The sequence below is a fragment of the Streptantibioticus rubrisoli genome (assembly GCF_024436055.1).
In the GTDB taxonomy this organism is placed as follows: domain Bacteria; phylum Actinomycetota; class Actinomycetes; order Streptomycetales; family Streptomycetaceae; genus Streptantibioticus_A; species Streptantibioticus_A rubrisoli.
Map to the genome: position 1 here is coordinate 1 of NZ_JANFNH010000042.1, position 25,525 is coordinate 25,525.

The 25,525-nt window shown below is 71.4% G+C and carries 22 protein-coding genes; 16 read left to right on the forward strand and 6 right to left on the reverse strand.

The features are described from left to right. The first annotated feature begins 125 nt into the window (after window positions 1-125). Together NON19_RS26160 and pepN are read left to right on the forward strand one after the other, a co-directional pair. Window positions 126-1,130, forward strand: coding sequence for a hypothetical protein (locus tag NON19_RS26160; RefSeq protein ID WP_255931599.1), 1,005 nt, complete (start codon window positions 126-128; stop codon window positions 1,128-1,130). Between the two features lie 86 nt (window positions 1,131-1,216). After that, window positions 1,217-3,799, forward strand: coding sequence for an aminopeptidase N (gene pepN / locus NON19_RS26165; RefSeq protein WP_255931541.1), 2,583 nt, complete (start codon window positions 1,217-1,219; stop codon window positions 3,797-3,799). Window positions 3,800-3,866: 67 nt separating this feature from the next. Here pepN and NON19_RS26170 read toward each other — a convergent pair whose 3' ends face one another. From NON19_RS26170 to NON19_RS26185, 4 genes are all read right to left on the reverse strand, one after another. Next, window positions 3,867-4,100 carry a hypothetical protein gene (locus tag NON19_RS26170; RefSeq protein ID WP_443729344.1) on the reverse strand — a complete coding sequence of 78 codons (234 nt, stop codon included), beginning with the start codon at window positions 4,098-4,100 and terminating at the stop codon, window positions 3,867-3,869. Window positions 4,101-4,297: 197 nt separating this feature from the next. Further along, window positions 4,298-6,370, reverse strand: coding sequence for a 4-alpha-glucanotransferase (gene malQ / locus NON19_RS26175; RefSeq protein WP_255931542.1), 2,073 nt, complete (start codon window positions 6,368-6,370; stop codon window positions 4,298-4,300). Next, window positions 6,370-6,573, reverse strand: a complete 204-nt coding sequence (locus NON19_RS26180; protein ID WP_255931543.1) for a hypothetical protein — start codon at window positions 6,571-6,573, stop codon at window positions 6,370-6,372. The genes malQ and NON19_RS26180 overlap by 1 nt, the downstream gene beginning before the upstream one ends. Window positions 6,574-6,644: 71 nt before the next feature. Further along, window positions 6,645-8,090 (reverse strand): amidase, encoded by a 1,446-nt coding sequence (locus NON19_RS26185; RefSeq protein WP_255931545.1) that lies wholly within the window; start codon window positions 8,088-8,090, stop codon window positions 6,645-6,647. A gap of 583 nt (window positions 8,091-8,673) precedes the next feature. Between NON19_RS26185 and NON19_RS26190 the strand changes: the two genes are divergently transcribed. Both NON19_RS26190 and NON19_RS26195 read left to right on the forward strand, forming a co-directional pair. Then, entirely contained in the window at window positions 8,674-12,123 is a 3,450-nt protein-coding gene (locus NON19_RS26190) for a beta-N-acetylglucosaminidase domain-containing protein (RefSeq protein ID WP_255931546.1), read from the forward strand. A 79-nt stretch (window positions 12,124-12,202) separates the two neighbouring features. Continuing rightward, window positions 12,203-12,709, forward strand: coding sequence for a hypothetical protein (locus NON19_RS26195; protein ID WP_255931547.1), 507 nt, complete (start codon window positions 12,203-12,205; stop codon window positions 12,707-12,709). Here the strand turns inward: NON19_RS26195 and NON19_RS26200 are convergent. Beyond that, window positions 12,666-12,824, reverse strand: coding sequence for a DUF397 domain-containing protein (locus NON19_RS26200; RefSeq protein ID WP_255931548.1), 159 nt, complete (start codon window positions 12,822-12,824; stop codon window positions 12,666-12,668). The two genes, NON19_RS26195 and NON19_RS26200, sit on opposite strands and share 44 nt — an antisense overlap. 152 nt (window positions 12,825-12,976) lie before the next feature. Here NON19_RS26200 and NON19_RS26205 point away from each other — a divergent pair, with 152 nt between their 5' ends. From NON19_RS26205 to NON19_RS26215, 3 genes are read left to right on the forward strand one after another with little or no spacing between them, the layout of a single operon-like run. Continuing rightward, window positions 12,977-13,234, forward strand: a complete 258-nt coding sequence (locus tag NON19_RS26205; protein WP_255931549.1) for a hypothetical protein — start codon at window positions 12,977-12,979, stop codon at window positions 13,232-13,234. Continuing rightward, window positions 13,231-13,611 (forward strand): PIN domain-containing protein, encoded by a 381-nt coding sequence (locus NON19_RS26210; protein WP_255931550.1) that lies wholly within the window; start codon window positions 13,231-13,233, stop codon window positions 13,609-13,611. The genes NON19_RS26205 and NON19_RS26210 overlap by 4 nt, the downstream gene beginning before the upstream one ends. Before the next feature lie 13 nt (window positions 13,612-13,624). Beyond that, on the forward strand, window positions 13,625-13,813 hold the full coding sequence (locus NON19_RS26215) for a hypothetical protein (protein WP_255931551.1): 189 nt from the start codon (window positions 13,625-13,627) through the stop codon (window positions 13,811-13,813). Window positions 13,814-13,886: 73 nt separating this feature from the next. Here NON19_RS26215 and NON19_RS26220 read toward each other — a convergent pair whose 3' ends face one another. After that, a complete protein-coding gene (locus NON19_RS26220) occupies window positions 13,887-14,423 on the reverse strand; it encodes an HNH endonuclease (RefSeq protein WP_255931552.1) in 537 nt (178 codons plus the stop codon). A gap of 298 nt (window positions 14,424-14,721) precedes the next feature. Here NON19_RS26220 and NON19_RS26225 point away from each other — a divergent pair, with 298 nt between their 5' ends. From NON19_RS26225 to NON19_RS26265, 9 genes are all read left to right on the forward strand, one after another. Then, window positions 14,722-15,804, forward strand: coding sequence for a mechanosensitive ion channel family protein (locus tag NON19_RS26225; RefSeq protein WP_255931553.1), 1,083 nt, complete (start codon window positions 14,722-14,724; stop codon window positions 15,802-15,804). 211 nt (window positions 15,805-16,015) lie between these two features. Beyond that, window positions 16,016-17,212 (forward strand): ROK family transcriptional regulator, encoded by a 1,197-nt coding sequence (locus NON19_RS26230; RefSeq protein ID WP_255931554.1) that lies wholly within the window; start codon window positions 16,016-16,018, stop codon window positions 17,210-17,212. Window positions 17,213-17,277: 65 nt separating this feature from the next. Then, complete coding sequence (locus NON19_RS26235) at window positions 17,278-18,612, forward strand: ABC transporter substrate-binding protein (RefSeq protein ID WP_255931555.1); 1,335 nt, start codon at window positions 17,278-17,280, stop codon at window positions 18,610-18,612. 5 nt (window positions 18,613-18,617) lie between these two features. Further along, window positions 18,618-19,559 (forward strand): carbohydrate ABC transporter permease, encoded by a 942-nt coding sequence (locus NON19_RS26240; RefSeq protein ID WP_255931556.1) that lies wholly within the window; start codon window positions 18,618-18,620, stop codon window positions 19,557-19,559. Between the two features lie 6 nt (window positions 19,560-19,565). Then, entirely contained in the window at window positions 19,566-20,459 is an 894-nt protein-coding gene (locus tag NON19_RS26245; protein ID WP_255931557.1) for a carbohydrate ABC transporter permease, read from the forward strand. Window positions 20,460-20,467: 8 nt separating this feature from the next. After that, window positions 20,468-21,745, forward strand: a complete 1,278-nt coding sequence (locus NON19_RS26250) for a 6-phospho-beta-glucosidase (protein ID WP_255931558.1) — start codon at window positions 20,468-20,470, stop codon at window positions 21,743-21,745. Further along, a complete protein-coding gene (locus NON19_RS26255; protein WP_255931559.1) occupies window positions 21,736-22,782 on the forward strand; it encodes an N-acetylglucosamine kinase in 1,047 nt (348 codons plus the stop codon). Before NON19_RS26250 ends, NON19_RS26255 begins: the two co-directional genes overlap by 10 nt. A 285-nt stretch (window positions 22,783-23,067) precedes the next feature. Next, the gene (locus NON19_RS26260) at window positions 23,068-24,429 is read left to right on the forward strand and encodes a GlnX family signal transduction membrane protein (protein WP_255931602.1); all 1,362 of its coding nucleotides are present in this window, start codon (window positions 23,068-23,070) and stop codon (window positions 24,427-24,429) included. A gap of 38 nt (window positions 24,430-24,467) precedes the next feature. Next, window positions 24,468-25,493, forward strand: coding sequence for a glutamate ABC transporter substrate-binding protein (locus tag NON19_RS26265; RefSeq protein WP_255931560.1), 1,026 nt, complete (start codon window positions 24,468-24,470; stop codon window positions 25,491-25,493). Window positions 25,494-25,525 lie beyond the last annotated feature (32 nt).

A 25,525-nucleotide genomic window follows, 5' to 3' on the forward strand; every position in this document is an offset into this window, starting at 1 on the left:
AACCCGAACGTCGAACATGGACACTTTAGCCCCACCGTGTCCCGATTTGTCGACGACCCTGTAACAGCGGGTTAAGTGCCCTCCCGCCCAAGGGAAATTCGCTGGGCATGAACGGCATGAACCGCATGAACGACACCACCCCCCTCGGCCCCCGCCACCTCGTCCACCTCGAACGCACCCAGCGCCGCGTGATGACCGCCCGCGAACTGCGCGCCCACGGCGTCCCGGCGAGCGTGCTGGCCAACCGGTGCCGACCCGGCGGCCCGTGGCAGGAACTGCTGCCAGGGGTCTTCCTGTTGCACTCCGGCCCCGCCACCGGCGAGGAACGCCTGCACGCCGCCCTGCTGTACGCCGGTCAACCGTCCTCCGGCCTGGACGGCCGGGCCGCCCAGGCGATGGTCACCGGCCTGGCCGCCCTCGCCCTGCACGGCTTCCGCACCGTCCCCCCGCTGTGCGCCCTGGACCGCGTCGACGTCCTCATCCCCCGCCAACGCCGACTGCGCGCGGTCGGCGACATCCGCATCCGCCGCGCCAACTCCCTGCCGCGGCCGGTGTCGATCCTCGGCCTGCCGTGCGCCCCCGTGCCGCGGGCGGTCGCCGACGCCGTGGCCGGACTCGGCGACCCCGAAGCCGTCCGCGCCCTGCTCATCGAGTCGGTGCGCACCGGCGACTGCGAAGCCGCCTCCGTGGTACGGGAATTGAACAACGCCCGGTTGCTCACCCGCCCGCACGTACAGCGCGCCGTGGACGCGCTGCTCGCCGAGGGCCGGGCGATCGCGGAGGGCCGACTGTACGAGATGGTCCGCCAATACGGGCTGCCCGAGCCGGTGTGGAACGTCGACCTGCGGTTGCCCGGCGGCCCGCACCTGGGCAGCGTGGACGCCTACTGGCCGGACCACGCCGTCGCCCTGGAGCTGGATGCCAGGGCGCCCCGGCACGACGACGACGCGCTGTGGCAGCAGCACGCCCGCGCCCGCGAGAACCTGGAGCGGCTGGGCATCGACGTGATCATCACGACCCCGAAGAAGCTGCGCGAGTCGCTGGAGCAGCAGGCGACCGTGGTCAGGACCGCCCTGCTGGGCGCCGACGACCGCGGCCCGCACGCCTATGTGGCGGTGCTACCCCGCTGATCACGTCACGCGGTAAGCGTTACACGCCCGTGGCAGGATGGCGTCACGTCTTACCAGGCCGCACATCGCACCCAGAAGGAGCTCACGTGCCGGGCACCAACCTCACCCGCGAAGAGGCGCAGCAGCGAGCGCGCCTGATCACTGTCGACTCGTACGAGATCGACTTGGACCTCAGCGGGGCCCAGGAGGGAGGCACCTTCCGGTCGGAGACCGTCGTGCGCTTCGACTCCGCCGAGGACGGCGCGGACTCGTTCATCGACCTGATCGCGCCGACCGTGCACCAGGTCGTACTGAACGGCGAGGAAATGGATCCGGCCGAGGCCTTCCAGGACAGCCGGATCGCGCTGCCGCGGCTCGCCGCCGGACGCAACGAGCTGAAGGTCGTCGCCGACTGCGCGTACACCAACACCGGTGAGGGCCTGCACCGATTCGTCGACCCGGTCGACCAGCAGGCCTATCTGTACACCCAGTTCGAGGTGCCGGACGCCCGCCGGGTGTTCGCCAACTTCGAGCAGCCGGACCTGAAGGCCACGTTCCGGTTCACCGTGAAGGCCCCGACCGGGTGGACGGTGATCTCCAACTCCCCGACGCCGAAGCCCACCGGGGACGGCGTGTGGGCCTTCGAGCCCACCCCGCGGATCTCCTCGTACATCACCGCGCTGATCGCCGGTCCGTACCACAGCGTGCACAGCTCCTGGGAGGGGGAGGGCCGCAGCGTGCCGCTGGGCATCTACTGCCGCCCGTCGCTCGCCGAACACCTCGACGCGGACGCGATCTTCGAGGTCACCCGGCAGGGCTTCGACTGGTTCCAGGAGAAGTTCGACTTCCCGTACCCGTTCGCCAAGTACGACCAGCTGTTCGTGCCGGAGTTCAACGCGGGCGCGATGGAGAACGCGGGCGCGGTCACCATCCGCGACCAGTACGTCTTCCGTTCCAAGGTGACGGACGCGGCGTACGAGACCCGGGCCGAGACCATCCTGCACGAGCTGGCGCACATGTGGTTCGGCGACCTGGTCACCATGGAGTGGTGGAACGACCTGTGGCTGAACGAGTCGTTCGCCACCTACACCTCGATCGCCTGCCAGGCGTACGCGCCGAACAGCCGCTGGCCGCACGCCTGGACGACGTTCGCCAACTCGATGAAGACCTGGGCCTACCGGCAGGACCAACTGCCGTCCACCCACCCGATCATGGCGGAGATCCGCGACCTGGACGACGTCCTGGTCAACTTCGACGGCATCACCTACGCCAAGGGCGCCAGCGTGCTCAAGCAGTTGGTGGCCTATGTCGGGATGGAGGAGTTCTTCAAGGGCGTCCGCACGTACTTCAAGCGGCACGCCTGGGGCAACACCCGGCTGACCGACCTGCTCACCGCGCTGGAGGAGACCAGCGGCCGGGACCTTAAGGCCTGGTCGAAGGCGTGGCTGGAGACCGCGGGGATCAACGTCCTGCGCCCGCAGATCGAGTTGGACGCGCATGACCGGATCGCTGCATTCCACATCAAGCAGGAGGCCCCGGCGCTGCCGCAGGGCGCCAAGGGCGAGCCAGTGCTGCGCCCGCACCGGATCGCGATCGGCGTCTACGAACGGCGGGAAGGCAAGCTGGTGCGCACCGAGCGCATCGAGCTGGACGTCACCGGTGAGCTGACCGAGGTCCCGCAGCTGGTGGGCCAGCACCGCCCGGCGGTCGTGCTGCTGAACGACGACGACCTGTCGTACGCCAAGGTCCGGCTCGACTCCGACTCGCTGGCCGTGGTGACCCGGCACATCTCGGACTTCGCCGAGTCGCTGCCGCGCGCGCTGAGCTGGGCGTCGGCGTGGGACATGACCCGCGACGGCGAGCTGGCCACCCGCGACTACCTGGAACTGGTGCTGCAGGGCGCCGCCAAGGAGAGCGACATCGGCGTGGTGCAGTCGCTGCACCGCCAGGTCAAGCTGGCGCTCGACCTGTACGCCGACCCCGAGTGGCGGCCGACGGGTCTGGCCCGCTGGACCGAGGCCACCTTGGAGCAGCTGCGGGCAGCGGCACCGGGCAGCGACCACCAGCTGGCGTGGGCGCGGGCGTTCGCGGCCACCGCGCGCACCGACGAGCAACTGGACCTGCTGGCCGGGCTGCTGGACGGTTCGCAGGTGATCGACGGGCTGGTGGTGGACAACGAGTTGCGCTGGGCGCTGCTGGAGCGGCTGGCGGCCACCGGCAGGGCGGACGCGGCGGCGATCGACGCGGAGCTGGAGCGGGACCGGACGGCGGCGGGCGAGCGGCACGCGGCCACCGCGCGGGCGGCCCGCCCGACGGCGGAGGCGAAGGCCGCCGCGTGGCAGTCGGTGGTCGAGTCCGACAAACTGCCGAACGCGGTGCAGGAGGCGGTGATCGGCGGCTTCGTCCAGGCTGACCAGCGAGAACTGCTGGCGCCTTACACCGAGAAGTACTTCGCCGCGGTCAAGGGCGTGTGGGAGAGCCGCTCGTACGAGATGGCGCAGCAGATCGTGATCGGCCTCTACCCGACGCTGCAGATCTCCCAGGAGACGCTGGACGCCACCGACGCCTGGCTTGCCTCCGCCGAGCCGAACGCCGCGCTGCGGCGCCTGGTCGTGGAGTCCCGCGCGGGCGTGGAGCGCGCCCTGCGGGCCCAGGCGGCGGACCGTGCGGCGGGCGCCGCGCGGAGCTAAGCAATCGGGGTGCGGGGAACCTTCCCCGCACCCCAGGTTTCCTCGGGGGCTTCGCCCCCGAACCCGCTCAGCCCTTCGCCTTCTTGCGGCTCTTGTCCGAGGCGGTCACCAGGCCCGCGATCACCAGGAAGAGCAGCACCGGAATACCCACGTACAGGCCGAGGGTCTGGCCGATGCTCAGGCCGGGACCGGGGTCCTCACCGTCGTCGTGGATGAGCGCGAAGGCGGGGGACGACATCAGCAGCATCAGCGTCGTACCGGCGGCTATCGCACCGGCGCGCAGGGCGTTCTTGTTGACCACGGTCCAAAAGTAGCGCGCCTTCCTGAGCACCGCGCGGCCGGGGGTGCACCACGCGCTCCGCTGGAGTGCGGCGATATGCCGTCGCTCGTCCGCGGCACCGTTGTGGCTGGTCGCGCCCACGCGGCGGAGCCGCACATGAACACAGCCCCGCGCCCCTTCAGGGCGCTACCGAAACGCAGCAGACTTCGCGCCCTGACCTACCGGCGCAGCCCCTCCCGTACCTCGTCGACCAGAGCGTGCAGCCGGGGCGAGGCGGCGAGCCGGTCCAGGGTGACCGGGCGGCCGGTCGGGTCCGCGATGGGCAGCCGCCAGTTCGGGTACTGGTCGAAGGTGCCCGGCAGGTTCTGCGGGCGGCGGTCGCCGATGGTGTCCGGCAGCCAGATCCCGATCATCCGGGCCGGGGTGCGCAGCAGGAACCGGTGCACGGCCTTGATCGCGCCCTCCTCGTCGCCGGTGCCCTCGGGCAGCAGGTCGAGCCTGCGCAGCAGCGCCAGCCACTGGGCGACCTCGGCGGCGTCCTCGGCCTGCTCCACGGCGAGCGGCCGGGACAGCAGGCCGAGCCGGTGCCGTAGCTCCACATGCTCTCCGGTGAGCCGGGCGGCGGTGCTGGGCAGGTCATGGGTGGTGACGGTGGCTAGACAACCGGAGCGCCAGGCCGCGGGCGGCAGTGGCTGCCCGTCGCCGTCGTGGTCGCGTTCGAACCACAGCACCGAGGTGCCCAGCACGCCGCGTTCGGCCAGCGCCTCGCGCACCCCCGGTTCCACGGTGCCCAGATCCTCGCCGATCACCACGGTCCCGGCGCGGTGCGCCTCCAGGGCGAGGACACCGAGCATGGCCTCGGGGTCGTAGCGCACATAGGTGCCCTCGGTGGGCGGACGGCCCTTGGGCACCCACCACAGCCGGAACAGGCCCATGATGTGGTCGATGCGCAGTCCGCCCGCCCGGCGCAGCACACCGCGCAGCACATCGCGGTACGGCGCGTAGCCGGTGGCGGCCAGCGCGTCCGGGCGCCATGGGGGCAGCGCCCAGTCCTGGCCGTGCGGATTGAACGCGTCCGGTGGCGCGCCGATCGACATCCCCGGCGCCAGCGCGTCCCGGAGCGCCCAGGCGTCGGCGCCGCAGGGGTGGACGCCGACCGCCAAGTCATGGACGATGCCCGGCGCCATTCCGGCTTCGCTGGCGGCGAGTTGGGCGAGTTGCAGTTGGCTGTCGGTCAGCCAGGCCAGCCAGCAGTGGAAGTCGACCCGGTCCAGCACCTCGGTGCGGGCGCGGGCGGTCTGCGGTGAGCGCGGATCGCGCAGGCCGGTGGGCCAGGAGCGCCAGTCGGGGCCGTGGACCTCGGCGAGCGCGCACCAGGTGGCGTGGTCGTCCAGGGCCTGCCCGCACTCGGCGAGGAAGTCACAGTACGCGGCGCGCCGTCCGGGGGTCAGCGGCACGGTCCTGACGAGTTCCAGCGCGGCGCTCTTGAGCCGCCACACCGCGTCGCGGTCGATCAACTCCCGCTTGTCCACCACGGTTTCGCGCAGTGCTGCGGCCTTGGCGAGCAGTTCGGCGGCCCGCTGCCGGGCGGCCGGTGGCAGGTGGGCGTACTCGGGGACGTCCTCGACCCGCAGGTAGACCGGGTCGGGGAAGCGGCGCGAGGAGGGCCGGTACGGAGAGGGGTCGGCGCCGGGCACGGCGCTGTGCAGCGGGTTGACGGTGACGAATCCGGCGCCCAGCGACCGCCCGGCCCAGGAGGCGAGGTCGGCGAGGTCCCCGAGGTCGCCCATGCCCCAGGAGCGGTCGGACAGCAGCGAGTACAGCTGCACCATGAACCCGAAGGAGCGGTGCCGAGGTTCCGGGATCCGCTGCGGCACCACGATCAGCGGCGCCACGGCGGTGCGCCCGTCGGGAACCCGGACCCGTAGCAGGTGGTAGCCGAGCGGCAGCGAACCGCTGTCCCCCGGCCGTTGCTCGCCGGTCTCCAACTCGACCGCGCACACCGTACCGTCCGGCAGTTGCGGTAACGCGGCGCCTTCGCGCAGCACCACACAGGGCGGCAACAGCCGGGCGCGCAGCCGCTGTTCGTGCGCGGCGAGCGCGTCGCGCACCGCCTGCGGGGTCGAGGCGTCCACGCCGAGCGCGGCGAGCACCGCGACCACCGTCGCCTCGGGCACCCGGACCACCCGGCCGGGCGCGGGCTCGTAGCGGGTGTCGACCCCGTGCAGCGCGGCGAGGCGCGCCACCGGATGGCAGTCGGCGTCCGCCGCCTCCCCGATCGCCGCGGCCATCAGATCTCCATCGGCCCCAGGCTCGCCACGGTGGTCACCGAGGCCACCGGCTCGCTGGTCAGCGCGGGCTCCGCGGGCAGTGGCGGCTCGCTGGTCAGCGGCGCGTCCTCGACCAGCGCGGGCTCCGAGGTGAGCGGCTGCTCGGGGCCGCCGCCTTTGGCGTCGGGGAGATCGAAGGGAAGTAGATCGGTGGGAACGGCCACGGAGATCCTCCGGTGCTCGCTAGGGACGACCGGAAATCCTCCGGCCGTCGGTGGGGGCGGACACGTCAGCTCTACCCAATCGGCGCCGTGCCATCCGTCCCGAATTCCACCACTGCCCGCCCGGCCCATGGCGTGGCCGCCTCCACCTGCGCGGCGAGCGCCAGCAGCGGCCCCTCCGCGCCGTGTGCCGCGCCCAGCATCATGCCGATCGGCAGCCCCGAGTCCGACCAGCCCACCGGCAGCGAGATGGCGGGCAGTCCCGCGATGTTCCACGGCCCGGTGAACGGCGTGAAGGCGACCTGCGCGGCGAAGTCCGCGGCCGGGTCGGCGTCGTCGCGCAACGCTCCGACCGGTGGCGGGAGTTGGGCCAGCGTCGGGGTGAGCACGGCGTCGTACCCGGCGATGGCGGTGGCGAACTTCCGGCCGACGGCCTGCATGGCGGCCAGCGCCCGTACGTAGTCCAGACCGCTCGCGGCCTGCCCCTGGGCGCGCAGCCAGCGGGTCATCGGCGTCAACTCCGGCTCGCGCTCGGCGGGCACCGGGGGGAGCGCGGACAGCACCGCCCACACCGGGGTGAAGGCGTCCCGGTCCCCGGGGTCCAGCGGCTGCGGTACGTCGACCACCTCGTGGCCGAGTTCGGCGAGCAGCGTTGAGGTCTTCTCGTAGACCTCCAGGATCCGTGTGTCGACGGTCACACCTGGGACGTCCGGGCGCGCCCAGCGGGCGATGCGCAGCCTGCGCGGGGTGCGCCGCAGCGCGTCGCACCAGTCGAGGAACGGGCGCTCGGGTGGGGCGAGCGGCGTCGGGTCGCCCGGTACCTGCGGGGACATCACGTCCAGCAGCACGGCGGCGTCCCGTACGGTACGGGCCAGAGCTCCGGGCACGCCGAGTCCGCTGACGTCGCCGAGCGGGGCCGGGCTGATCCGACCCCGGCTGGGCTTGAGCCCGACCAGGCCGCAGCAGCTCGCCGGGATCCGGATGGAACCGCCGCCGTCCGAGCCGTGCGCGGCGGACGCCAGCCCCGCGGCGACCGCGGCCGCCGCGCCGCCGCTCGATCCGCCCGCGCCGCGGCTGAGGTCGTGCGGGGTGCGGGCGGGCGGGCCGACCAGGCTCTCGGTGTAGGCGGGCAGCCCGAACTCGGGCGTGTTGGTCTTGCCCAGCAGGACCGTTCCGGCGTCCTGGAGCAGTTCGGCCTGGCGACTGGAGGTGTTCGCGACGTGGTCGGCGAAGACGGCCGAGCCCATGGTGAACCGCACGCCGGGCACCGGTGTGAGGTCCTTCACGGGCACCGACACGCCCAGCAGCGGGGGCGGGTCGCCTTCTTCGGCGAGCCGCCGCTCGGCACGGCGGGCGTCGCCCAGGGCCCGTTCCGGGGTGACGGTGAGGTAGGCGCCCACGGCGCCGTTCAGCCGATCGATGCGGGTCAGGTAGTGCTCGGTCAGTTCCACGGGCGACAGTTCGCCCGACCGGATGGCCGCGGCCTGCTCCAGCATCGTCAACTCGTGCGGTTCCGCCATGAGCTTGACGGTACGCCTTCCCCGGCTGCGCCGGGTTGGCGTGGGGGCGTTGCGGGGTACGGCATGTCTCGATCGGGCGGGGCCGGGGCCTCCGGGGTGGGGGTCCTGGACCGTATATTTACGGGCCCTGCAGCCCTGCCTTCGGTTGACCGGAAGTTCGGCCCACAAATACACGCCCCTGGCCTTCGGCATGGGGAACCCCGGCGTCCAGGACCCCCACCCCTCCGACCCCGGCCCCTCACGTCGTCGTTGTGTACCGCTCGCCGCGGGGGTTGCTCGCCGCTGCGGCGGTCGATTCTCCACAGCAGCGTCTGTTGGAAGCCCGCAAAATCCGGGGGTGTGGGGGCTGCCCCCGATTTGAACCGCCGCGACGGCGAGCAACCCCAAAGGCGAGGGTCCGGCGGAATGAGAACCTAGCGCACCCACACCGGGACGTAAGAGACATAATGATCAGCCGCATTGACACTGCGTCGAGCCCAGTGATGGGCTCGACGCGCGCGTCACGTCAATGTGAAACCGTCCCCCAGCCTCACGCGTCCGTGAACGCGCCCCTCCTTCCCCCCGCTCTCCGCTAGGAGGAACCGTGCTCCCCCGGCGCCAGAAGCCCGCCGTGGCGGCGTTCGTCGCCGCCGTCATCGGCAGTGTGCTCGGTGGTGCGCCCTGCGCGGTCGCCACACCGGCAACCGGACTGACCCCGCTGACCACCCCCGACGGCGAAACCACCGCGAGCCAGCCGCCCGCGGTGTGGCCCAAACCGCAGTCACTGCGCGCACAGGGCCAGTTCGCGCCCGTCACCCCCACCGTCGCGCTGGTCGCCGACGGCGGCGCCGACCCCTACGCGCTGGACTCGCTGCGAGACACCCTGCGCACCGCGGGCGCCCGCGACATCCGCGACACGGCGCCCGGCGCGCCGCTGCCCGCGCAGGCCCTGGTGGTCTACGCGGACGGCCAGGGCGCCGACTCCGCGTTGAGCGCGCTGGGCGCGCCCGACCGCGGGGACCTGCCGTCCGGCGGCTACCGGCTCGCCGTCGGCCGCGACGGCGGCCGGGACACGGTGGCGCTGTCCGGGGTCGGCCCGGACGGCCTGTTCCACGCCGCGCAGACGCTGCGCCAACTCGCCCAGAGCAGCGGGGCGCAGCGCGGCTTCGCGGGCGTGGTGGTCCGCGACTGGCCGTCCACCGCGCTGCGCGGCATCACCGAGGGCTTCTACGGCCAGCCGTGGACCACCGGACAGCGGCTGGCCCAACTGGACTTCATGGGCCGCACCAAGCAGGACTTCTACCTCTACGCCCCCGGCGACGATCCGTACCGCACGACGCGGTGGAGCGCCCCGTACCCCGCCGCGGCGCGCGACGACTGGCGGCGGCTGGCGGCAAGCGCCCAGCGCAACCACGTCACGCTGGGCTGGGCGGTGGCGCCCGGCCAGTCCCTGTGCTTCTCCTCCGCTGACGACCTCAAGGCGCTCATCCGCAAGGTGGACGGGATGTGGGCGTTGGGGGTGCGCGCCTTCCAACTCCAGTTCACAGACGTGAGTTACACCGAGTGGCACTGCCCGGCGGACGCCGCCGCCTTCGGCAACGGCCCGGCCGCCGCCGCCCGCGCCCAGGCCAAGGTGGCCAACGCCCTTGCCCAGCACCTGTCGTCGCGCTACGGCGGCGCGGCGCCACCGCTTTCCGTGCTGCCCACCGAGTACTACCAGGACGGCGCCACCGTCTACCGCGGGGCACTGGCCAACGCGCTGGCCCCCGGCATCGAGGTGGCCTGGACCGGTGTCGGCGTGCTGCCCGCGAAGATCACCGGAGGCCAGTTCGCCGACGCCCAGGCCACGTTCCGGCATCCGCTGCTGACCATGGACAACTATCCGGTGAACGACTATGCGCAGGACCGTATCTTCCTCGGTCCCTACGCGGGTCGTGACCCGGCCGTCGCCGCCACCTCGGCCGGGCTGCTGGCCAACGCCATGCGGCAACCGTCCGCGGGCCGCCTCCCGTTGTTCACCGCCGCCGACTACGCCTGGAACCCCAACGGCTACCAGCCGCAGCAGTCCTGGCAGGCGGCCGTCGACGACCTGGCGGGCCAGGACCCGGGTGCCCGCGCCGCGTTGACCGCGCTGGCTGGCAACGACGCCTCGTCCGCGCTGGACGCCAACGGCGAGTCCGCCTATCTGCGGCCGCTGATCGACGCCTTCTGGAGCGCCTACGCGGGCACCGACGACTCCGCGCTGGGCATTGCGGCGGACCGGCTGCGGGCCGCCTTCGACACCATGGCGCAGGCCCCACAGCGGCTGGGCGGACTCGCGGGTGGCGCCTTCGGCGGCGAAGTGCGGCCGTGGTTGCGGCAGTTGGGGCTGTACGGGCAGGCGGGGGCGGCCAGTGTCGACATGCTGCTGGCCCAGCGGCACGGCGACGGTGCGCGGGGCTGGCAGCGACAACTCGTCGTACAGCGCGCCCAGAACGTCATCGCGCGGTCCACCGCCACGGTGGGCGACGGGGTGTTGGGGCCGTTCCTGAACAAGGCGCTGGGCGCCGCCAGCGCGTGGACGGGGGTGGGCGCCGACCGCCCGCAGGCGATGACCTCGCTCGGCTCCGCGCACTCGACCGATCCGTCGCTGATGACGGACGGCAACGACGCCACGTACTGGTGGAGCGACCGCCCGCCGCAGCCCGGAGACACCTTCGGCGTGGACCTCGGCTCGGCCCGCCCGGTCAGCCGGGTGCGGATCGCGATGGGCTCGGGCGACGACTCCCCGGCGGCCGACGACACCCTGCGGGACGCGGTGCTGGAGTACTCGGCGGACGGCGGCACCTGGCGCACCGCCGGTACGTACCAGAACCAGCAGACCATCACCGCCGTCTTCCCGAAGGGCACGACCGCCCGCTACCTGCGACTGCGCGCCGCCTCCGCACAGCCCAACGCGGTGGCGGTACGCAGCTTCGACGTCACGACCATCGGCGCCCTCCAGCCCCGGGTCGACGGCCCGGCCTCCGCCGACGGCACCCCACCGGCCGCCGTGGCCAGCGGTGATCCGGCGGTCCCGTACCAGGCGGCCGACCGCGGCGGCGGCGCGCTGAGCGTGGCGTTCGGCGCCTCCCGCGCACTGGACGGGCTCACCGTGCTCACCGCGCCCGGCAGTGGGGCGGGGGGGTCGGTGGAGGCGCGGGTGGACGGCCGGGGCTGGCAGCGGGTCGGGCAACTGAGCGACGGCTGGACCGAGTTGGCCGCCCGCGGGATTCACGCGGACGCGGTGCGGATCAGCTGGCCATCCGGTGCGACACCGCCCGCCGTCTACGCGGTGGTGCCGTGGTTCGGCGACGCCCCGGCCGCCCGGCTCAACGTCGACCAGCCCGCCGCCGACGCCGACATCGGCGGCCAGGTCACCGTGGCCGCGCGGCTGTCCGCCCTGCGGCCGGGCGATGTGCGCGGCACGGTCGAGGTGAGGGCCCCGAAGGGGGTGAGCGTACGGGCGCCCGGTCAACTGGTGCTGCGGCGCGGGGAGACCCAGACGGTACCGCTGGCGGTGTCCGTCGCCGGGGACGCCAAGGCGGGCGCGTACCCGATCGCCGTGTCGTTCACCGCGGACGGCCGGACGGTGACCCAGACGGTCACCGTTCGCGCGTATCCGCGCACCGGCGGGCCGGACCTGGTGCGCGGCGCCCGGGCCAGCTCGTCCGGTGACGAGACGGCGGCGTTCCCGGCCTCGGCGGTGGCGGACGGCCGGGCGGACACCCGCTGGTCCTCACCGGCCAAGGACGGCCAGTGGGTTCAGGTGGAGCTGTCCCGTCCGGCCCGGGTCGGCCGGGTGGTACTGCACTGGCAGGACGCCTACGCCAGCGCCTACCGCGTGCTGGTCTCGCCGGACGGCCGGTCGTGGCGCACGGCGGCGACGGTCACCACGGGGCGGGGCGGCACGGAGACGGTGCGGATGGACGAGGCGGACACCCGGTTCATCCGCGTCCAGTGCGACCAGCGGGCCACTCCGTACGGGATCTCGCTGTGGGAGTTGGAGGCGTACGCGGTGCAGGGCGCCTCGTAGCTGCCACCCGGGCCATTCGCCGGGTGGGCGCGGGCGCGTCGGCCGTCCGCGCGGTCGGCGCGGTGCACCATCGGTCAGCGTGCACCACCATGGCTACCTCTGGGTCGGCGACAAGGCCGTCTTCGACAACGACGGGCTACGCCGGATGCCGGTGGCGCCGTGGGCGGCGGACGACCCGGAGGAGACGGTGCAGCGGCAGGCCGCGTACCGGGCGTGGACGGAGACCTTCACCGGCTCCGAGGTGCCGCCGCTGGTGACGGCGCACTGGCTGCTGAAGTCCCCGTCCCTGGTCCGGGGCACCTGGGACGACCCGGCCGAGGCAGCCGCCTGGCTGGACGGGGTGCTGCGCGAGCACCGGCCCCGGTTCGCCACCGCGCACGACCGGGACCCGCGGCGGCTCGCCCGCCAAGTGGCGCGCGCCGCCGAGACGTTGGCGCACGGCGGCGACGTCTCGCTCGGCTACTACCTGACCCGGCCGATGTTCCTGTCGGTGGCGGTGGTCAGTTGCTCACCCAACCGCGCGGACCCCGGCCTTGCGTGCCCTATTCCGCATCCTCCACGAAGTGATCGAACTCCCCCGCCTTGACCCCCTTGACGAAGGCGTCCCACTTCTCAGGCGTGGTCACGGCGACGACCTCCGGCTCATCCGTCTCCCGGATGTAGATCATCCCGTCCTCCCCGGTAGTGACCTCAAGCGCCACGGGTTCCCTTCCCCTTCAACGACTTCACGGCCCGCCGCCATGGTTCTTGATCCAAGCGTGCGCTCGCAATGCCATGTGAGGGCTTTCCAATATGCCTGTGGGGTACGGGTGCGTACCCGTACCCTTTGGGAAGGAGCGAAAGGAGCCCCGCCATGGCCGACGCAAACATCCGTATCCCCGCCGAAGCACGAGACCGGCTCGCCAAGATAGCGGCTGCCGAGGGGCTCTCGCTGCGCGCCTACCTCGCCCGCCTCGCGGACACCCTGCTCACCCCCGCCGAGCGCGAGAAGCGGGCCGCCACCGCCCGCCAGGTGCTGCGGGAGTGGAACGGATACGACCCCACCGAGGCCGAACAGGCATGGATCGACGCCGAGTTGAACCGGCGACTGGCCGAGGCGGGCGCCCGGTGAGCGATGAGCTGCACGTCGTACTGGACGACACGGCCATGGTCGCGGCAGGCCACGGCAACATCATCGTCTCCGGTCTGATCCACCATGCGCACACCCGACCGGGCTGCTTCCTGTACGCCACGGCGTGTGCGCTCGTCGAGGCCGATCGGGCGCGCCCCGGCACCGCCGAGCACATCGCCGCCCTACCTGGTATCACGATCCTCGAACTCGACCTACCCGCCGCTTTGGCGGTCGCCCGCGAGCACACCTGGGCCGAAGCCCACACCCGATACGCGGCCGAACCCGCCGCCGACCTCCCGAACGGCGCGTTCATCGCCACCACCGCCCCGGACCGCTGGAAGGGCCAGCCCGTCCGCGTCATCGACCTGTCCCAATGAGGAGACGACCCCATTGGACAACCAAGCCGAGCCGGACGGCGAGCGCGCGAAGCGAGAGCGGGCGGCGGACGAGATGTACCAGTACATCGTGGACAACCTCCTCGGCGGCGTGGAGCTCACTACAGAGGAGCTGGCCGAGGCCGATCGCATGTTGAGGGTGAGCATCGCGCGCACCGCGTCGCGTCGGTCAGCCGCGGGCTGACCCGCACAGGCAAAACCCCCGGACCGCACCCGCTGCGGTCCGGGGATCGCCGGACACACAAAGGCCCGGATACTCAGGCAGAGATGCCGTCGATCCGGGCCATGGCGTCGTCCGCGCCGTATGGCTGCAGGTATGGCAGCCAGCGCGGGTCCCTATGGCCCGTGCCGATGATCCGCCAGGCCAGGCCGGACGGCGGAGCCGGCTGGTGACGGAGCCGCCAGCCGAGTTCGGCGACATGGCGGTCGGCCTTGACGTGGTTGCAGCGGCGGCAGGCCGCGACCACGTTGTCCCAAGAGTGCTGACCACCGCGGCTGCGCGGAATGACGTGGTCGACGCTGGTTGCGGCGCACCCGCAGTAGGCGCATTTGCCGCCGTCACGCGCGAACAGCGCACGACGGGTGAGTGGAACAGGCCCCCGAAAGGGGACACGTACGAACTTGGTGAGCTTGACGACGCTGGGCGCCGGAAGGACGCGGGTCGCGCTGTGCATCAGGGCGCCGGACTCCTCGAGGCATACGGCCTTGTTGTTGAGGACGAGGATGAGCGCGCGGCGGAGCGGTACGACGCCGAGCGGCTCGTACGACGCGTTGAGGACAAGGACATGCGGCACGGATGCCTCCCTTATACGCCGGCGGCGCGTGGCTCGCGCCGGGACGATCTCTCCCAGTGTCGCCGCAAGCCTGGTCATGGCGCCACCATGACCGGGTAACGACCTCAGGGTGTTTTCCCGCACACTTCCTTACATCCGAGCATTACGGACGGTCCACCAAGCGACCATCACCGATCAGCCACAGTCAATGCGCTAGGTTGACCGCATTACCCCGTTAGGGTGGTTGTTCGGTCCGCCCAGCGTGGCGGTCCGGTCCGGCCCAGACGGCCGGGCGCGTCCCGTACGGAAGGTTTCTGCTGTGCTCCGGCCCTGGTCCTTGATCGCGGCTGCCGACTCCACGCCCGGCGCCGCAAGCCTCGACCACGCCCAGAAGACGGCCTCCAACGCCGCGACCTGGGTGGAGAACAACTGGGCGAGCTGGCTCACCACCGGCCTGCAGGCCGTGCTGATAGTGGTCATCGCCATGGTGCTGCGGGCTGCGGTCCGCCGCATGATCACCCAGCTGATCGCCCGGATGAACAAGCACTCCGAGCACCGGCAGATCGCCGGGCTGGGCGGGCTGCTGGTCAACAACGAGCGGCGGCGGCAGCGCAGCGAGGCCATCGGCTCGGTGCTGCGCAGCGTCGCGTCCTTCCTGATCATGGGCACCGCGGCGCTGATGGTGCTCTCGCTGATGAAGATCGACCTCGCACCGGTGCTGGCCAGCGTCAGTGTGGCGGGTGTGGCCGTCGGTTTCGGCGCGCGCAACCTGGTCACCGACTTCCTGTCCGGCGTGTTCATGATCCTTGAGGACCAGTACGGCGTCGGCGACGTGATCGACGCCGGGGTCGCCCAGGGCACGGTGATCGAGGTCGGCCTGCGAGTGACCAAGCTGCGCGGCGACAACGGTGAGATCTGGTACGTGCGCAACGGCGAGGTCAAGCGGATCGGCAACCTCAGCCAGGGCTGGGCGACGGCCGTGGTGGACGTCCAGGTCGGCTACTCCGAGGACCTGGACCGTGCGCGCGCGGTGATCGGCCGGGCCGCCGAGGAGATGGGCAAGGACGCTCCGTGGGACGAGGCGCTCTGGGAGCCCGTGGAGGTACTCGGCCTTGAGTCGGTCTCCGCGGACTCGGTGGTGATCCAGGCCCAGGCGAAGACCATGCCCGGCAAGGCCGCCGGCGTCGCGCGCGAGTTGCGCTGGCGCATCAAGAAGGCGTTCGACGCCGAGGGCATAGTGATCGTCGGCGGCACACCGACCGCGCTCAGCGAGGACGTCACCCCGGACCCGTCGGCCGCCGTCGCCGCCCCTTCCGCGCTGTCCAACCCCCACTCCCCGCAGTCGACGGCCGCCGCTCCGCTGCCGCCGGAGCCGTCGACGGTCCCACATCTGGAGAAGTAGCCCTCCACCGCGACCAGTGGCGCCCGGCACGATGCCGGGCGCCACTGGCGTATCCGCAACGCTTCGATTCACGGACGCACGCCCCTTGACGGGGCAATCGGCGGGCCCTAACTTTCCAGTCACCGTTAGGAAAGTTTCCTAATAGTGCGCCGCACACCAAGCGCCGCTTCACCTACGATCACCAGGGACCCGTGAGGGAGGGATCAGGACCGTGACCGGGACACCGGGAACACCGCGCGTGCTGCGCGCCATGAACGACCGTGCTGCCCTCGATCTGCTGCTGGAGCACGGCCCGCTGTCCCGCACCCGGATCGGCGAGCTGACCGGCCTGTCCAAGCCCACCGCCTCCCAGTTGCTCGCCCGGCTGGAGCACGCGGGCCTGGTCGTCGCCACCGGCACCACCGCCGGGCGCCCCGGGCCGAGCGCCCAGCTCTACCGGGTGAACCCGGACGCCGGATACGTCGCCGCGCTCGACGTCACCCCGGACCGCATCCTCGCCGCCGTCGCCGACATCAGCGGCGAGCTGCGCGGCCAGCACACCATCACCACCAGGGGGCGGCGCACCGGCGGGACGGTCAGCCTGGTCACCGAGGCCGTCGACGCCGCCGCCGAGGCCGCAGGGGCTCATCGGTCCAGGCTCAACCGCGCGGTCATCGGCATCCCCGGCGCCTTCGACCCGGTCTCCGGCAAGCTGCGGTACGCGGGCCATGTGCCCGGCTGGCACTCCCCCACCCTGCTCGACGAACTGCGCGAGGCGCTCGGCGTGCCGCTCGCGGTGGAGAACGACGTCAATCTCGCCGCCGTCGCCGAGCAGCGGATCGGCGCGGCCGTCGGCTGCGAGGACTTCGTGCTGTTCTGGGCCGAGGAGGGGCTCGGTGCGGCCATAGTGCTCGGCGGCCGGCTGCACCGCGGCGCGACCGGCGGCGCGGGCGAGGTCGGCTACATGCCGCTGCCCGGGGCGCCGGTACTGCACAACGTCAGGCGCGCCAACACCGGCGGCTTCCAGGAACTGGCGGGCGGCGAGGCCGTCGTCAAGCTCGCCCGGCTAAGCGGACTGAAGGCCCGCACCCCGCAGGAGGCGGTCGCCAGGGCGGTCGCGGAGGCCACCGGCAACCCGGACAACCAGGACGCGCTGGCGGTGCTGGACGAGTTGGCGGTGCGCTTCGCCACCGGGCTGGCCTCGATCGTCGCCGTGCTCGACCCGCAGCTCGTGGTGCTCTCCGGTGGCGTGTTCGCCGCGGGGGGCGAGGAGTTGCGGTCGCGCATCGCGGACCAGCTCCACCAACTGGCCATTCCACGGCCGCGGTTGCTGCTCAGCGCGGTGGAGGGTAATCCGGTGCTGCTCGGAGCGGTGTCACGGGCGCTTTCGGACGCCCGCGACGAGTTGTTCGACACCACGGCTGGCTAGGGCTGCTTGTACTGGGGGCAAGCCAGCCCCCAGCCCCCCGTTTCACACGCCTTCTGGAGGGCAATATGTCCAGGTTTCATAGAGTTTGTTCCGCCGTTGCGGTCATAGCCGCCACCGCCCTGGCGGCCGGTGCCTGCACCGGCCAGAGCACCGGGCAGGCCGGGGACGATCCCAACAAAGACGTCACCATCAACTTCTGGCACGGCTGGAGCCAGCCGAACGAGCTCAAGGCGATCAACGGTGACATCGCCGCGTTCGAGAAGGCGCACCCCAACATTCATGTGCGTGTAGTGCCCAACGTCAATGACGACAAGATCAACCAGGCGCTGCGCACCGGTGGTTCGGACTCCCCGGACGTCATCTCCTCGTTCACCACCGACAACGTCGGGAAGTTCTGCTCTTCCGGAGCGCTGGTCGACCTCGGGCCGTTCCTGAGGAAATCCGGCATCGACCCGGAGAGGACCTTCCCCAAGCCGATGCTGGACTACACCGCCTATCAGGGCACCCGCTGCACCCTGCCGCTGCTCGGCGACGCGTACGGGCTGTACTACAACAAGGACGCGTTCAAGGCGGCCGGAATCACCGCACCGCCGAGGACCATGTCCCAGCTCAAGGCGGACGCGGTCAAGTTGACCAAGTCGCAGGGCGATTCCTATGCGCGACTCGGCTTCATGCCGGACTTCCACGGCTACGAATCCACCCCCGCCCACTACGTCGCCCAGTGGAGCCCCACCTACTTCGACGCCCAGGGCAGATCGCAGACGGCGAAGGACCCCGCCTTCGCCAAGATGTTCACCTTCCAGAAGGATCTGGTGAACTCGCTTGGCGGTTATGCCCAGTTGGAGAAGTACCGCAGCACCTTCGGCGACGAGTTCGGCGCCAAGAACCCGTTCCACACCGGTCAGGTCGCCATGGCCATCGACGGCGAATGGCGCCTGGGCATGGCCGAGGACGCCGGGGTGAAGTTCCCGATCGGCGTCGCGCCGCTGCCCGTACCGGACGACCAGGCGGACACCTACGGCAAGGGCTACATCACCGGAACCGTCGTCGGCGTCGCCGCGCACAGCGCGAAACAGAACGCGGCCTGGGAACTGGTGAAGTTCCTGACCACCGACACCAACGCGGTGGTCGACTTCGCCAACGCCATCCACAACGTGCCGTCCACCCTCGCCGCCCTGAAGTCACCGAGGCTGAAGCTCGATCCGAACTTCCGGACGTTCCTGGAAATCGCCCAGAACCCGCACAGCAACACCACCCCGGCCAGCCCCAACGGCGGCCAATACCAGGTCACCCTCCAGGACTTCGCCTACTCCTATGAATCCGGAAAGGCCACCGATCTCCAGGCCGGGCTGCGCGGCGTCGACCAGCAGGTGGACCGCGACATCGCCCAGACGAAGTAGCGGCCATGACCACCATGACGCAGGCGGCCAAGCGCCGCCGCTCCACGCTGGTCACCCTGGGATTCCTTGCTCCCTGGATCATCGGTTTCAGCGTGTTCTTCGCATATCCGCTGATCTCCACGGTCTATTTCTCGTTCATGCACTACGACGGATTCCGGCCGCCGACCTGGAACGGCAGCAGGAACTGGAGTTACGTCTTCACCCGGTACCCGCTGTTCTGGCCCGCGCTGCGCAACACCCTGTGGCTGGTCGTGGTGATGGTCGGCACCCGGGTGGTCTTCGGACTGGGCGTCGGACTGCTGATCACCAGGATCAAGACCGGTACCGGGTTCTTCCGCACCGCCTTCTACCTGCCGTATCTCGCCCCGCCGGTGGCCGCGACGATGTCCTTCGCCTTCCTGCTCAACCCCGGCACCGGCCCGGTCAACCATCTGCTGGGCGGCATCGGGCTACCGCAGCCCGGCTGGTTCAACGATCCGTCCTGGTCCAAGCCCGCGCTGACGCTGCTCGCGCTGTGGGGCATCGGCGACCTGATGGTCATCTTCATGGCCGCACTGCTCGACGTGCCCAAGGACCAGTACGAGGCGGCGGAACTGGACGGCGCGGGACCCTGGCAGCGGTTCCGGTACATCACCTTGCCGAACATCTCGCCGATCGTGGTGTTCGCGGTGGTCACCGGGGTCATCCAGACCATGCAGTACTACACCCAGCCCATCGTGGCCGGAAAGGTGGCCAGCGGAATCATCGGCAACTCGGGCCAGCAGTTCGAACCCGGATATCCGCAGCAGTCCACCCTGACCCTGCCGCAACTGGTCTACAACCTGGCATTCCAGCGCTTCGACACCGGATCGGCGTGCGTGGTCGCCCTCGTTCTGTTCGCCCTCGCCATGGCCTGCACCGCACTGCTGATGCGGCGCCGCGGCGGCCTGATCCAGGCGGGAGACTGACCCGCGATGACCGATGTCCTCACCCCGCCCCGAACGGTTTCCCGATCCGTTTCCGGCCCGGCCCGAGCGGTACGCCGCAAGGCGGTGCTGCGCTGGATAGCGGTACACGCCATCGGTGTGGCGGCGGCGCTGTTCTTCGTGCTGCCGTTCGTGTTCGTGGCGTTCACCTCGTTGATGAGCGACAACCAGGCGCTGACCAGGGCGCTGTGGCCACATCCGTTCGTCTGGCACAACTACGTCACGGTGTTCCGCACTCCGGGATTCCTGACCTGGTGGAAGAACAGCCTGATCTACGCGGGCGCGGGCACCGCGCTCACGGTGTGCTCCAGCATTCCGGTGGCGTACGCGCTCGCCAAGTTCCGCTTCCGCGGCCGGAACCTGTCGCTGATGCTGGTGGTGGCGACCATGATGCTGCCGCCACAGGTCATCGTGGTGCCGATGTACCTGTTCTGGGCCAACCAACTGCATCTGACCGGCACACTGTGGCCGCTGATCATTCCGATGGCGTTCGGCGACGCGTTCACCATCTTCCTGCTACGGCAGTTCCTGGTGACCATTCCCAACGAATACGTGGACGCGGCACGGGTGGACGGCTGCGGCGAACTGCGCACGCTGCTGAGGGTGGTGCTGCCGATGGCCAAACCGGCCGTCGCCGCGGTCGCGTTGTTCCAGTTCTTCTACTGCTGGAACGACTATTTCGGCCCGCAGATCTACGCCAGCGAGAATCCGGCCGCCTGGACGCTCAGTTATGGACTGGAGTCCTTCAAAGGCGCGCATCAGACCAGTTGGAACCTCACCATGGCGGCCACCATGCTGGTGATGGCCCCGGTGATCATCGTCTTCTTCTTCGCGCAGAAGGCATTTGTCGAAGGCGTCACCTTGACAGGAGTGAAGGGCTGATCTGGGACATGAAACTCGCGGTCGTGGGGGGCGGTTCCACCTACACCCCCGAACTCATCGACGGATTCGCCCGGTTGCGCGACACCCTGCCGGTCAGCGAACTGGTGCTGATCGACCCCGCGGCCGAACGCCTGGAACTGGTGGGCGGCCTGGCCCGCCGGATCCTCGCCAAACAGGGCCACCCGGCCACCGTCAGCACCACCGCCGACCTGGCCGCCGGAGTCGAGGGCGCCGCCGCCGTACTGCTGCAACTGCGCGTCGGCGGCCAGGCGGCCCGCCAGCAGGACGAGACCTGGCCGCTGGAGTGCGGCTGCGTCGGCCAGGAGACCACCGGTGCGGGCGGCCTCGCCAAGGCGCTGCGCACCGTCCCGGTGGTGCTGGACATCGCCGAACGGGTCCGTAGCGCCGCCCCGGACGCCTGGATCATCGACTTCACCAACCCAGTCGGCATCGTCACCCGCGCCCTGCTCCAGGCGGGCCACAAGGCGGTCGGACTGTGCAACGTGGCGATCGGCCTGCAACGGAAGTTCGCCGCACTGCTGGACGTACCGCCCGAGCGGCTGCACCTGGACCACGTCGGACTCAACCACCTCACCTGGGAGCTGGGCGTACGCCTCGGCGGGCCGGACGGCGCGGACGTGCTGCCCGAACTGCTCGCCGAGCACGCCGCCGTGATCGCCGGCGAACTGCGGCTGCCGCGCACCGTGCTGGAGCGGCTCGGCGCGGTCCCCTCCTACTACCTGCGCTACTACTACGCCCACGACGAGGTGGTACGCGAACTGGACGGCAAGCCGTCCCGAGCCGCCGAAGTGGCCGCGATGGAGCGGGAGTTGCTGACCCTGTACGCCGATCCGGCGCTGGAGGAGAAACCGGAACTGCTCGCCCGGCGCGGCGGCGCCTTCTATTCCGAGGCGGCCGTCGCCCTGGCCGCCGCGCTGCTGCGGACAGCACCTGTTCAACAAGGCGGTGAGGTGCAGGTGGTCAACGCGTACAACAACGGCACGCTGCCGTTCCTGCCCGACGACGCGGTGATCGAGGTACCGGCCGCCGTCGGCGCCTTCGGCGTGCGGCCACTGCCGGTGCCCGCCCTCGATCCGCTATACGCCGGGCTGATCGCGGGCGTCACCGCGTACGAGGACCTGGCGTTGCGGGCGGCCCTGCACGGCGGCCGTGACCGGGTGTTCAAGGCGCTGCTGGCACACCCCCTGATCGGCCAGTACGAGTACGCGGAGCGGCTGACCGACCGCCTGATCGCACACAACCGGGAGCACCTGGCGTGGGCCTGACCACCTCCGAGCCGCTCGTTACGGGCGGCGTGCTCGCCATCGACGCGGGCAACAGCAAGACCGATGTGGCGATCGTCGCCGCCGACGGCTCGGTGCTCGGCACCGCGCGCGGCGGCGGCTTCCACCCGCACCGCATCGGCGCTGCCAAGGCGGTCGCGGGGCTCGCCCCGCTGATCGCCCTGGCAGCGCACGAGGCGGGACTGGCGCCGGACGGGCGGCCGTTGGCTGAGCTGGTCTCCGCCTGCCTGGCCAACGCCGACTTCCCCGTCGAGGAGCGGCGGCTGGAACTGGCGCTGCACGGCTACGGCTGGGGCCGTCGCACCCGGGTGGCCAACGACACCTTCGCGATACTGCGCACCGGGGTGGCCGAGCCGCGCGGGGTGGCGGTGGTGTGCGGTGCGGGCATCAACTGTGTGGGGATGCTGCCGGACGGGCGGACCGTCCGGTTCCCCGCGGTCGGCCGGATCTCCGGTGACTGGGGCGGCGGTGTGGAGCTGGCCGAGGAGGCGCTGTGGTGGGCGGCACGGGCCGCCGACGGGCGCGGCGAGCCGACCGCCCTGGCCGCGGCGCTGCCCGCGCACTTCGGCCTCGGCTCGATGTACGCGCTGATCGAGGCGCTGCACATGGCGGAGATCGCCGCCATCCGCAAGCACGAGATGGTGCCGCTGCTGTTCCGGGTCGCGGCCGAGGGCGATGCGGTGGCGGTGCGGATCGTGCGGCGGCAGGCCGACGAGGTGGTGGCCCTGGCGTCGGTGGCGCTGGACCGGCTGGGGCTGCTGGCCGAGGAGGTGGCGGTGGTGCTGGGCGGCGGAGTGCTGGCGGCGCGCCATCCGCTGCTGATGGACGGCATCGCCGACCGGCTCGCCGCCGCCGCGCCGAGGGCCGTACCGCACCTGGTCAACGCTCCCCCGGTGCTGGGTGCGGCCCTGCTGGGCCTGGACCGGCTGGCGGCGCCCGAGGAGGCCCGCGCCCGGCTGCGGCGGCACTACGCGGCGGACGTCCCACAACCGAAAGCTACCCAATCAGCCGAAAAATGACGCAAGTTGCCACTAACACCGACTGAAACCGGCTAAATGCTGCTCTATTGCTGGCTGACCGCACCGGGGAACCACCAGGCGGCTACCCGGCGTGATAGCACGGAGGAGACGCGTGGGTGTTGCGGTCAGGGCAAGATCGTAAGAATCACTAGGTAGATGTCAGTCGTGGTGTCCATACTGGCTGGCTGAGAAGAGTTGTTCCCTCGGGGCGGAGAGGGGGCGATGCGCGGTCAGCGCCCATGGGGGAGGGTCAGGGTGACACATACGCAGACCAGCGGTGGCGCTATGTCCGCGTGGCTGCCCGGGCCGCGGCGGGCCGCCTGGGCGGAGGGCGTCGACCGGCTGCGGGACGCGGCGACCACGGAGCCGGGACGGCTGCGGATCATCGGCGCGGTGCTGGCGCTGCTGGTCGTGACGTTCGGCGCGGTGACCGCCTGGCAGATCACCGAGCGGTCCTCGGCCGCCCGTGACGTGGCCTCCCGCAGCGAGCCGCTGAGCGCCGACGCCGCCGAGATCTACCGCTCGCTGGCGGACGCCAACACCACGGCGGCCGACGGCTTCCTGGTCAGCGGCCAGGAACCCGCCGCCGTGCGCCAGCGCTACGAGAGCGACGTGCACACCGCGGCCCAGCTGATAGCCAACGCCGCGGCCAACAGCCAGGGTTCGGCCGACACCCAGAACCAGGTCACCCTGCTCAACCAGCAACTCCCGGTCTACACCGGCCTGGTGGAGACCGCGCGCGCCAACAACCGGCAGGGCCTGCCGCTGGGCGGCGCCTATCTGCGGTACGCCAACGACCAGATGACCGGCACCCTGCTGCCCGCCGCCCAGAAGCTGTACCAGACCGAGACCGGCAGGCTCAACGGCGACTACGCGGCGGCCGAGTCGCTGCCCTGGGCCGCCTGGATACTCGGCCTGCTCGCCCTGGGCGCCCTGGTGTGGGCCCAGCGGCGCACGTACCTGCGCACCAACCGGGTGCTCAACCCCGGCCTGCTGGCGGGCACGGCGGCGGCCGGACTGGCGCTGGTGTGGCTGGTGGCCGGTCACACGGTGGCCCGCAGCGACCTCGGTGACTCCTGGGACCACAGCGGCAGGTCGCTGCAGGTCCTCAACCAGGCCCGGATCGACGCCCTGCAGGCCCGCGGCAACGAGAACCTGACGCTGGTGGCGCGCGGCGCGGGCGCCACCTACGAGGACGCTTACGAGCAGGGCATGAGCACCCTGGACGGGCCGCGCGGCCAGCAGGGCGCGGGCGGCCTGCTGGCCCAGGCGCTCTCGCTCGCCGACGACCCCGGCGGCCGTACCCCCGTCCAGCAGGCCGCCGACGGGGTGGCCCAGTGGCGCTCCCGGCACAACGTGGCCAACAACGATGACAACAACGGCGACTACGACTCCGCCTTGGCGTACGTCATCGGCGGCAAGGACTCCTCGGGCACGGAGGTCACCCAGACCACCGGGCAGTCCTTCGACACGGTGGACCGCAGCCTGCAGCAGGCGGTCGACCATGAGACCGGCGAGTTCGAGCGCGCCGCGGGCGACGCCCGGGACTCGCTGACCGGGCTGCCGGAGGGCGCCGCGGTGCTCGCGGTGCTGGGTGCGGCGGGCGCGGTGCTGGGCATCGGCCGACGGCTCTCGGAGTACAGGTGAGCAGGCCACGGCGGCGAAGCGGCGAAGGGAGCGAGCCGATGAACGGAGCGAGCGGTACCAGAAGGACCTGGCGGCGCCTTCCGCACCGGCGTCCGCGGCTGCGCGGCTGGGGAGGCGTGGCGGCCATGGCGAGCGCGTGCGCCGTCGCGGTCACCGCCACGCTGCTCCCCCTGCTGCCGTGCGACGCGGCGCCGCTGGGCGCCGAGCCGTCCCGCGGCCCTGGTCTGACCCAGGCCCGGCAGGTCTCGGTGGACGACTCGTGCAGCCACCCGGAGGCCAGCCTGCGTCCTTCGTCGGCGTCCGGTGACGCGGTCAAGCGGATACAGCAGCAGGGCTATCTGACCGTCGGCGTGGACCAGAACAGCTATCTGTGGGGGTACCGGGACCCGGAGACCGGCCAGATCGTCGGCTTCGACATCGACCTGGTCAAGGCCATCGCCAGGGACATCCTGGGCAGCGACGCGAAGATCGTCTACCGGACGATCCCGACCGACCAGCGCATCAGCGCCGTTCAGCACCACACGGTGGACATGGTGGTGCGCACCATGTCGATCACCTGCGACCGGATCAAGCAAGTGGCCTTCTCCACCGCGTACTTCCAGATCGGCCAGCAACTGCTGGTGCCCAAGACCGGCACCACGGTCACCGGCTTCGACGACAGCCTGAACGGCAAGACGGTCTGCGCCGCCTCGGGTTCCACCGCCGAGGCTCTGCTGAACAGCCAGCCGCACGGCTCGCGCGTCCTGCGGGTGCCCAACCAACTCGACTGCCTGGTGCGACTGCAACTTGGCCAGGCCGACGCGGTGTTGACGGACAACGCGCTCGCCGCGGGCCAGGCCGCCCAGGACCCCGCCGTACACCTGATCGGCCAGCCGCTCACCCAGGAGACCTACGGCGTGGCGATGAACCTGGCGGACACGGACCTGGTACGCCGGGTGAACAAGGTGCTGGACGACTACCGCTCGGGCGGCGCCAGCAGCCCCTGGATGCAGGCGTACGGCAAGTGGCTGGCGCACAACCTGCCCGGCGTCACCGGCCCTCCGGCACCGCTGTACAAGGACTGAGGCGTTCGGGATGACGGTGGTGCGGATGACAG